Source organism: Mycobacterium sp. TH-M103 (genome assembly GCF_057473785.1).
Genome location: NZ_JBYCLG010000157.1, coordinates 26,732 through 35,858, shown reverse-complemented (window position 1 = coordinate 35,858; position 9,127 = coordinate 26,732). Strand labels below are relative to the sequence as shown.

10 protein-coding genes and 1 tRNA gene are annotated in these 9,127 nt (G+C 71.2%); 5 read left to right on the top strand and 6 right to left on the bottom strand.

The window, feature by feature from the left end; translation table 11 throughout:
* Window positions 1–128: 128 nt before the first annotated feature.
* Window positions 129–1,208 carry a phosphotransferase family protein gene (locus AC2VOR_RS09070; RefSeq protein WP_486963640.1) on the bottom strand — a complete coding sequence of 360 codons (1,080 nt, stop codon included), beginning with the start codon at window positions 1,206–1,208 and terminating at the stop codon, window positions 129–131.
* Between the two features lie 622 nt (window positions 1,209–1,830).
* On the opposite strand from AC2VOR_RS09070, the gene AC2VOR_RS09065 reads away from it, so the two are divergent.
* The 3 genes from AC2VOR_RS09065 (at window position 1,831) to AC2VOR_RS09055 (ending at window position 3,607) form a co-directional block, all read left to right on the top strand.
* Entirely contained in the window at window positions 1,831–2,574 is a 744-nt protein-coding gene (locus AC2VOR_RS09065; RefSeq protein WP_369737212.1) for a class I SAM-dependent methyltransferase, read from the top strand.
* A 185-nt stretch (window positions 2,575–2,759) separates the two neighbouring features.
* The gene (locus AC2VOR_RS09060) at window positions 2,760–3,107 is read left to right on the top strand and encodes a cyclic nucleotide-binding domain-containing protein (protein ID WP_486963639.1); all 348 of its coding nucleotides are present in this window, start codon (window positions 2,760–2,762) and stop codon (window positions 3,105–3,107) included.
* Window positions 3,104–3,607 carry a cyclic nucleotide-binding domain-containing protein gene (locus tag AC2VOR_RS09055; protein WP_486963638.1) on the top strand — a complete coding sequence of 168 codons (504 nt, stop codon included), beginning with the start codon at window positions 3,104–3,106 and terminating at the stop codon, window positions 3,605–3,607. Before AC2VOR_RS09060 ends, AC2VOR_RS09055 begins: the two co-directional genes overlap by 4 nt.
* Before the next feature lie 20 nt (window positions 3,608–3,627).
* Here the strand turns inward: AC2VOR_RS09055 and AC2VOR_RS09050 are convergent.
* From AC2VOR_RS09050 to AC2VOR_RS09030, 5 genes are all read right to left on the bottom strand, one after another.
* Window positions 3,628–3,700, bottom strand: a tRNA-Ala gene (locus AC2VOR_RS09050).
* 50 nt (window positions 3,701–3,750) lie between these two features.
* Window positions 3,751–4,818: a divisome protein SepX/GlpR gene (sepX, locus tag AC2VOR_RS09045; protein WP_369737210.1), complete on the bottom strand. Its 1,068-nt coding sequence runs from the start codon at window positions 4,816–4,818 to the stop codon at window positions 3,751–3,753.
* Between the two features lie 184 nt (window positions 4,819–5,002).
* A complete protein-coding gene (locus tag AC2VOR_RS09040; protein ID WP_486963641.1) occupies window positions 5,003–5,656 on the bottom strand; it encodes a GNAT family N-acetyltransferase in 654 nt (217 codons plus the stop codon).
* A 14-nt stretch (window positions 5,657–5,670) separates the two neighbouring features.
* Window positions 5,671–6,963: a molybdotransferase-like divisome protein Glp gene (glp, locus tag AC2VOR_RS09035; RefSeq protein WP_369737209.1), complete on the bottom strand. Its 1,293-nt coding sequence runs from the start codon at window positions 6,961–6,963 to the stop codon at window positions 5,671–5,673.
* Between the two features lie 88 nt (window positions 6,964–7,051).
* Entirely contained in the window at window positions 7,052–7,963 is a 912-nt protein-coding gene (locus AC2VOR_RS09030; protein WP_369737207.1) for a UTP--glucose-1-phosphate uridylyltransferase, read from the bottom strand.
* A gap of 76 nt (window positions 7,964–8,039) precedes the next feature.
* On the opposite strand from AC2VOR_RS09030, the gene AC2VOR_RS09025 reads away from it, so the two are divergent.
* On the top strand, window positions 8,040–8,636 hold the full coding sequence (locus tag AC2VOR_RS09025; protein ID WP_369737206.1) for a 5-formyltetrahydrofolate cyclo-ligase: 597 nt from the start codon (window positions 8,040–8,042) through the stop codon (window positions 8,634–8,636).
* 88 nt (window positions 8,637–8,724) lie between these two features.
* Entirely contained in the window at window positions 8,725–9,093 is a 369-nt protein-coding gene (locus AC2VOR_RS09020) for an FmdB family zinc ribbon protein (RefSeq protein WP_369737205.1), read from the top strand.
* The last annotated feature ends 34 nt before the right edge of the window (window positions 9,094–9,127 follow it).

Below are 9,127 nucleotides of genomic sequence, written 5' to 3'. Positions count from 1 at the left end.
GGCGGCGCCGGTGACGAGGGTGCGCATTATCGGCTACCTCCGGTTCGATGATGAATAATGTTCGACTGCAACGTGTTCGGCTCCGCAATCGCCGACAGTGCCGACCGCGGTCGGTGGGTACCGCATCGTCACTCCCCGACCCGGCCGTCCGCGAAATAGCCGGCCCCGCCGGGATACCACGCGGCCGCGAGGTCAATCACCGGTGCCACGTTGGTCGCCCACCAGGCATAGTGATTCGGTCGGGCGGCGCGCCTGCGCCACAAGTCGGCGACGTGGTGCAACCAGGTCAGCACAACGGCGACGCACTCGTCGACGCGTCCCTCGCCCAGATCACGATCGCCGGGGTCGGTGCCGGATCGGTCGCGCGCGGCGTGCAGTGCGTTGCGTTCCCGTTCCAGAAGTCCGCCGGATCGCAGCCGCTCGGTGACGACCGTGCCCAGGTCGGCCCCCTGCACCTGGCAACCCACCGTGAGGATCAACAGGTATTCGTCGATCAGCGGAGGCCGGCCCGGCCCCGCGCCGCCCCAGTCGACGATGCCGGTGACCTGGCCTTGCGCGCCGTCGACCAGGACGTTGGCGGGCGTGTAGCCACCATGAGTCCAGCCCACCGGCATCCGCCATTCGCGCACGTCGCGGCGCAGCATCTGCGAGAGCCGGTCCACCTTCACCGCCCGGCCGGGATCGAGCCTTCGGCACATGTGCGCCAGGCCGGCCAAGGGGCCGACAAGCCAGCGCCACAACATGATCGCGTTGTCGACGCCGACGAATGTGGTGGTCCGCCGATGCAGTGGCGCAATCGCGCTCAGGGCCGCGGTGGTCAGTTCCTCGACGCGGTCGGGGTGGTAGGTCAGCGCCTCGGTCAGTCCGATGCCCGGCAGGAACGACTCCACGGACAGGGTCGCGTCGCTGCGCTCGTCGAAGGCCAGGACCCGGGGCAGCAGCTCGCGCCATGCGCCGTCGAGGCCATGGTGAATAGCGAGCTCGGAGAGCACCCGGCGCTGGGTGCGCAGTTCCGCGGTTCCCAGCAGGCCCCGGGCCACCTTCAGCACGGCCGACGGTGATCCCTGGTCGGCGCCGAGCAGGAATGCGGTCGTGTCGTCGACGAGTTCGGTCGGCGGGGTGCCGAGTTCGATGTCGATGAGACCGATGGGTAGGTAGTCGGCGCCGCCGTTGGACGGCGTCGTCGAGCTCATGCCCTCAGCGCTCATCGGCGGCCCACCCGCGCAAAGATACGCCCAGCGCCCAGAAGGCGCGGCGCCGAGGTGGCGCCAGCGGTCGAATCATGTTCGGCAACAACGCTTTCAAAAAAGCCGCGGTATCGGAGAACGCCTTCGCGCCCCACGTCCCGGCCGAACGGACGCGCGGAGGAGCCCGGCGACGCCCCGCGGTAGGGCTCGGTTGACTCCGAGAACGCAAGGCTGGTCATGCTTCGGTACCCATCTGTACGGCGCTGTGCGGCGCACCGCGCGGGGCAACGCTCCTCGGGCGCGACGACCCCGTCCCGGCGGCCCGGCGCGCCCGCACGCAGTGACGTCCGCAGGTGCGATCCAATAGATAGCTCAGCGTGATTATCAACCTGCCCAAGGCCCCGTCTCGCTCCTAACACGCCGCCCCGCGGCCGCGACCACCGCGACACTGCCATACCGATGTTGGATCTATCCGATACTTTACATACTTATTGTCGCAATAGATACCCAAGGACAGACTAACGGTCTTTGCGCGGGTGGCCGCGGCCCCGATCCGCCATGCCCGCGCTACTAGGCTGGCATCAGGTTTCGGACGACGTTCGTGCGAGGCCGACGACCGCGACGAACCGCCGAGAGTGAGCCCGTGACCCAGGACGACCCGGTAGCGCTGACCCGCGCCCTGCTCACCACACCCGCCGTGTTGAGGCATGGTTTCCTCGACGTGCTGGGCGAATCGACGCGCGCCCCGGCTCCGACATTTGCCCAGCGCGCCATGAACAGCCCCTTCGTCGCGACCGTGTACGAGCGGCTGTGGCGCCCGGTCTCCTTCTACACGGCCAGCGGCGTCACCACCGGCGCCGAGCAACGGCGCGCGGCCTCGGCTCTGCGTCTTGCCGCCGCTCGACGGCTGCTCGACGTCGCCTGCGGCCCGGGCAATTTCACCGGCCCCCTCGCCGGGCGCCTGGCCGGCGGCGGCCTGGGGGTCGGATTCGACATCTCCGAGCCGATGTTGGCCCGGGCCGTGTTGGACAACAGCACGCCGCGGACCTGCTACGTCCGCGGCGATGCCCGCGCGCTGCCGTTCGCCGACGCGACCTTCGACGCCGTGTGCTGCTTCGGCGCGCTGTACCTGATGCCGGAGCCGTATCGCGTCGCATCCGAGATGGTGCGGGTGCTAGCGCCCGGCGGCAGGATCGCGGTGCTGACCAGCTACAGCCCCGACTTCTTCCCGATCCGCCACATCCTGACCACCGGAGCCCGCCAGATCGGGCTCACCATGTTCGACCGGCACTGCTTCGTCGACCTCTTCGCGGCGGCGGGGCTGGTCGACATCGACCAACAGGCGCAGCGGGCGCTGCAGTTCGTCGCGGCGCGCAAGCCGGGGTGACCGACTCCGCGAGCGGCACAACGCCTCTCGCGGGCTTTGCCAGACTTTGACGCCGCGTGGCGCTCGCCGACCGTCGCGGACATCATTGCGCGATCGTGACCGGCAGGTGGACTGCCGGTGCAACCGCGAAGTCGCTTGCGTCACTTGGCCGCTCGGCAGGCGCTCGAGGGGCGACCCTGATCATGGTGGGCGCCGCGACGGCCCTGATCACGGCGTTGGCGTGGCCGCAATTGCGTCTGGCCGACGTGCTCAGCGCCGAGGACACCGCCAAGCTTGCGGTGATCCGGGCCACCTCGGTGCTGGCCCCGCTGCCGGCGCTCGCCCTCGAACAGCTCGCGCGGGCCGCCGCCCGTCTGGCGGTGCCCGCGGGCGCCGAGGTCATTCGCCAGGGCGACCCCGGCGACCGGTTCTACATGATCGCCGCGGGTGAGGCCGACGTGACCGTCGACGGCGGCCCGATGGGCACGCTGGGTCCCGGCGACTCGTTCGGCGAAATCGCCCTGCTCCACGACGTGCCACGCCTGTCACCGTGACGGCGCGCCAGGATCTCGACCTGGTGGTCGTCGATCGCGCCGAGTTCCTCGGCGCCCTGTCGAACCACCCCGGCGCCGCCGGCCGACTTTGCGGGGTCACCGCCCCGCCGGTGGAGGAACGCCTGGTGGAACTGGACCGCGACGACGCGCTGGGCGGCCGGTCGGTCGCCCAGCTGCTGGCGGCACAGCAGCCCCTGACCGGAATCGGTGCCGATGAGCTCCGCGAGCTCGCCGACACCACCCGCGTGGTGACCGCCCCGGACGGCGCGATCGTCATCCGCGAGGGTGACTACGCCCAGACCTACTACCTCGTCCTCGACGGCGCCGCCCAGGTGCTCAGGGGCGAGCGGACGGTGCGCGACCTCGGCCCGGGGGACGGCTTCGGCGAGCAGGCGACCCTGCGCGACGTCCCGCGCATCGCCACCGTACGGGCCATCGGGGACACCACGCTGGTGGCCGTGGAACGCGAGGCATTTCAGCGCGCGCAGCGAGTCAAATAACGCTGTCAAACCAATTTCTGTGGAGCTAAGGGGATTCGAACCCCTGACCTACTCGATGCGAACGAGTCGCGCTACCAACTGCGCCATAGCCCCTGACCGATAGCAGGCTACCAGGCGCGGCACCAACCGCCGAACCGCGAGCACTACTGCCCGACGGCGCGCGGCAATTCCCTGGACCAGCCGTAATTCCGCGCCGGCACCGAGTAGTCAAGATGTTCGAAGATCGGGTCCTCGTCGTCGATCTCGAGCACCACCGCGCCCGGGCGCCGCAGCCGGGACGGCACCACGTCGTACTCCCGGTCGTGAGCGTTCTCCACGCCGAGCCGCGCGCGAGCCATCCGCTGCATCCGGCGCCGCCGCACCCTCTCCTCGATGCGGGTCTGGCGGCGCAGATACGCCAGGTAGAGCACCGTCACGGTGGTGGCGCTGCCACAGATCCACCAGGCGCTGGGGGTCAGCTCGAACGCCGCGGTGGCCGAACCGACCAGGACGACCGCCATCGCCATCAGCACCCGCTTGCGGAAGACGTATTTGCGGGCGCTGACCGCCGCGGCGTTCCGGGAGTCGAATCGGCGCCGCCGCGAGCCCGGTGCGACCGACGGGCGCGGGGTTTCGTCCTCGTCGTCGCCGGCGTCGGCCTCGGGTTCGAGGCCGGAGGAGTCCTCGACATAGTCGTAGCGGTCCTCCTCGTCGCGCACCGCTTCGTCGTCGTCGGACGCATCGGCGCCGGCGTCGGTCCCCTCCGGCGCGCCGTCCGAGCCCACGGCGACGGGCGCCGGTTCCGTCGCCGCGGCGCTTGCTCCCGCGGGCAGGGCCCCGGAGTCCTCGATGACGTCGACGTCGAGATAGTCGGGCTCGGCGGACCCGGTGGTGGCGACCTGGACGACGACCGGCCGGGCGCGCTGCAGCTCGTCGGTCTCGGGGTCCTGGTCGGCGTCCGGGTTGCGGTGTAGGTCCTGGTCAGCACCCATGAACTCGTCGTCGGCCGGCTCTTGCTCCGGCTTCCAGTCGGGATCGCTGCGGTGGCCCGCGGCGGGGCCGCCGCGCTTGAGCAGCCGGGAACCGGCGTCGCCGTTGAGCACCCGCGTCGCCAGGGCCACGTCGCTGGTGCGGCGCACCGCGTCGCGTTTGCTGATCAGCATCGGAACCAGGACGAACAGCCACAGCACCACGAGCGAGATCCACAACAACGACTGCGGGATGCTTGGCATGATGACCTGCTCTCTTCGTTCCCATCCCCGCGAGGCCGGTCGGTGGCCAGCGCGGCCGGGTCAAGTGACCAGCACAATTACACACCTGTAATTTCGCTCTCACAAGCACCAAACGTCACTCGTGTCGCGCCAGTCACAGCGCGTGTCGGCAGTCGGGTTGCTGGCGGCGCGGGCCGCCGCCCGGTCACACCCAGCTGGCGCGGCCGGCGCGGACCAGGGCCGAGGCCACCGAGCCGTACACCTCTTCGACGGTGATGGCCATCAGCAGGTGGTCTCGCCACGCCTTGTCGACCTCGAGGTATCGGAGCAGCAGGCCCTCTTCCCGGAACCCAGCCTTCGCCAACACCGCACGGCTGGCGGCGTTCTCGGGTCGCACCGTGGCCTCGACGCGATGCAGCATGACCGGACCGAAGCAATGGTCGAGTCCCAGCGCCAGCGCCGCGGTCGCCACTCCCCCGCCGGTCGCCGACCGGCACACCCAGTAGCCGATCCACGCCGACCGCAGGGCCCCGTGCACGACGTTGCCGATGGTCAGCTGACCGCAGAACCGCCCGTCCAACTCGATGACGTAGGGCAGCATGCGGCCCTTGCGGGCCTCCGCCCGCAGACCCGAACACAATGCCGGCCAGGCGGCGACGGAATGCCGGACCGCCCAATCACCCTCCGCGCTGGGCTCCCAAGGTTCCAGGTGGGCACGATCGGCCTGCCGCGCCCGACTCCACTGGGCGCCGTCCCGCGTGCGCACCGGGCGCAACCGGACCACGCCGGCGCGGACCCGCAGCGGGCCGACGTCCACGGGCCAACCCGGGTGACGGGAGTTGTAGCGCAACAGGTTCACGCGCATCGCAATCCTCAGCCGCGTTGCGCCAGGAAGGCGACGTCGACGAGCTCGCCGGTGCGGATCTGCTCGGCACCGGTGGGGACGACGACCAGGCAGTTCGCTTCGGCGAGCGTGGCCAGCAGGTGCGACGAGGCGCCGGGAGCACCGCCGAGCGCCTGCACCAGGTACTCCCCGGTGTCCTGGTCGCGCATCAGCTGACCGCGCAGGTAGCCCTTGCGCCCGGCCACCGAGGTGATCGGCGAGAGGGTGCGGGCACGCACGATCCGGCGCATCGGCTGGCGCTTGCCCAGGGACAGCCGCAGCAGCGGCCGGACCATCACCTCGAAGACCACCAGCGCGCTGACGGGGTTGGCGGGCAGCAGAAACGTCGGGACCCCCTCGCGGCCCAGCTGGCCGAAGCCCTGGACCGACCCGGGATGCATGGCGACCCGGACCACCTCCATCTCGCCGAGTTCGGACAGCGCGGTCCGCACCGCCTCGGCGGCCGCGCCGCCGACCGCGCCGGCGATGACGACGGCCTCCGAGCGATTGATCTGGCCCTCGACGATGTCGCGCAGCTCCCGGGGGTCGCCGCTGACGATGCCGACCCGGTTGACCTCGGCGCCGGCGTCGCGGCCCGCGGCCGCCAGCGCATAGGAGTTGACGTCGTACACCTGCCCGTTGCCCGGGGTGCGCGAGATGTCGACCAGCTCCCCGCCGACGGCCATCACCGACAGCCGCGGCCGCGGATGCACCAGCACCCGTTCGCGGCCGACCGCCGCCAGCAGGCCCACCTGGGCCGCACCGATGATCGTCCCGGCGCGCACGGCGACGTCACCGGGCTGGACGTCGTCGCCGGCGCGGCGCACGTAGGCACCCGAGGGCGCCCCGCGCAGAATCCGCACCTTCGACGTCCCGCCGTCGGTCCACCGCAGCGGCAGCACCGCGTCGGCCAGCGTGGGCAGCGGCGCGCCGGTGTGCACCCGGACGGCCTGGCGGGGCTGCAGCCGGCTGGGCGTGCGCGCACCGGCCTCGATGGTGCCCATCACCGGCAGGACCAGCCCGCCGCGCCGGTCCGCCTCCTCGGTGACGTCGCCCGAGATCCCGTCGAGCTCGTCACTGCCGACCTCGCCGACGCCGAGCACATCGACGCTGCGCACCGCGTAGCCGTCGATCGCGGCCTGATCGAAACCGGGCAGGGGCCGCTCGGTGACCACCTCCTCGGCGCACATCAGGCCCTGCGCCTCGGCGATGGCGACGCGTATCGGCCGCGGGGCCACCGCCGCGGCCGTTATCCGGGCCTGCTGCTCCTCCACAGAACGCACAAGCGCGCCTTTCTGCCCTCCAGCCCCGACGGGCGCGATCCCCGGTGACGCGGCTCCCGGTGCACCGGGACCGCATGGTTTCGCCGGGCTAGCGCTCGGTCAGGCCTAACCGCGCCACCAACCATCGCCGCAGATCCGGGCCATAGTCGTCGCGATCCAAAGCAAAGTCAACCGCAGCTTTGAGGTAGCCGCCGGGATTTCCCAAGTCGTGTCGAGATCCACGATGCACGACGACGTGGACGGGGTGGCCCTCCGAAATCAGCAGCGCGACCGCATCGGTCAGCTGCACCTCGCCGCCGGCCCCGCGGTCGATGCGGCGCAGCGCGTCGAAGATCGCGCGGTCCAGCACGTAGCGGCCCGCCGCGGCGTACATCGACGGGGCGTCCTCGGCCTTGGGCTTTTCGACCATGCCCTTGACCTTCAGCACGTCGGGGTTGTCCGAGCCGGCGGCCGGATCCACGTCGAAGACCCCGTAGGCACTGATCTCCTCGGGGGCCACCTCGATCGCGCACAGCACGGTGCCGCCGTAGTCGGCGCGCACCTTGGCCATCGTCTCCAGGACGCCGGTCGGCAGCACCAGGTCGTCGGGCAGCAGGACCATCACCGCGTCCTCGTCCGCGGCCAGGGTGGGCTCCACACAGCCGATGGCGTGTCCGAGGCCCAGCGGCTGGGCCTGCACGACCGATTCCACCTTGATCAGTTGTGGTGCGCGCCGAACCTTGTCGAGCATCGCCTTCTTCCCGCGCTGCTCGAGGGTGCCCTCGAGCACCAGGTCCTGCACGAAATGCGCGACGACACCGTCCTTGCCCTCGGAGGTGACGATCACCAGACGCTCGGCACCGGCGGCGGCCGCCTCCTCGGCGACCAGCTCGATGCCCGGCGTGTCGACGACGGGCAGCAGCTCCTTGGGCACCGTCTTGGTCGCCGGCAGGAAACGCGTACCCAGGCCGGCCGCTGGGACGATCGCCGTGTAAGGCACGGGAACTTCAGCTCGTGACATCGCACACAACCATAACCCGCACCGCCGATGCGAGGGGGCGTGGCGGCGGTAACGGCCGGGCTGTCATCGTGGACCCGTGGCGAGGGTAGACAAGACCGCGCTGCGCGCGCGGTTGCTGGCTGCGCGGCGCGACGTTCCCGACAACGTTCGCACCACCGAGGCCCGCATGCTGTGCGCGGCGCTGGAGCCCGTGGTGTGCGCCGGCACCGTCTGCGCGTACGTGCCGGTGGGCACCGAGCCCGGATCCGTCGCGATGCTGGACATGCTCGCCCGCCGCGCCGGGCGGGTCCTGCTGCCGGTGGCACGCACCGCCGCCGACGGCGACCCGATGCCGTTGCAGTGGGGCGAGTACCGGCCCGACGCGCTGGCCGCCGGGCCCTGGGGGCTGCGCGAGCCCCTCCCACCCCGGCTACCGGCCTCCGCGCTGGCCGAGGCCGCGCTGGTGATCGTCCCGGCGCTCGCGGTCGACCGCCGGGGCGTGCGGCTGGGCCGAGGCGCCGGGTTCTACGACCGCTCGCTGCCGGCCCGTGACCCGCGGGCGCGCCTGATCGCCGTGGTGCGCGACGACGAGCTCCTCGACGAGCTGCCCGCCGAGCCGCACGACGTCGCGATGACGCACGCGCTCACGCCACGGCGCGGGGTGATCGCCCTGGCGGCCGGCACCGGGGAATGAAGCAGGCCACGTGGCGGTTCTAGCACTTGAAACGCTAGAGTGCTAACAGGCTCTATCCACCCTGTAAGCCCCCGACCCGGAGGTTCACGTGCCGACCTACACCTATGAGTGCACGGAGTGCGGCGACCGCTTCGACATCACGCAGGCCTTCACCGACGACGCGCTGACCACCTGCGAGAAGTGCTCCGGTCGGCTGCGCAAGCGGTTCAACTCGGTGGGCATCGTGTTCAAGGGCAGCGGCTTCTACCGCACCGACAGCCGCGAGTCGGGCAAGGCCAAGACCGGCGGGGCCAACGGATCCAGCGGCACCAACGGCTCCACCGCCCCATCGGGCGCTTCGGGTGGCGGCTCGTCGGAGAGCTCGGGCTCGAGCGAGAAGTCCGCGTCCGGATCCGCCGAGAAATCGGCCGGCACCAGTTCCAGCTCCACCCCGTCCCCGGCGGCGGCGTCGAGCTAGCTCAGCAGTTATCCACAACCCCGCCCGCGGCCGG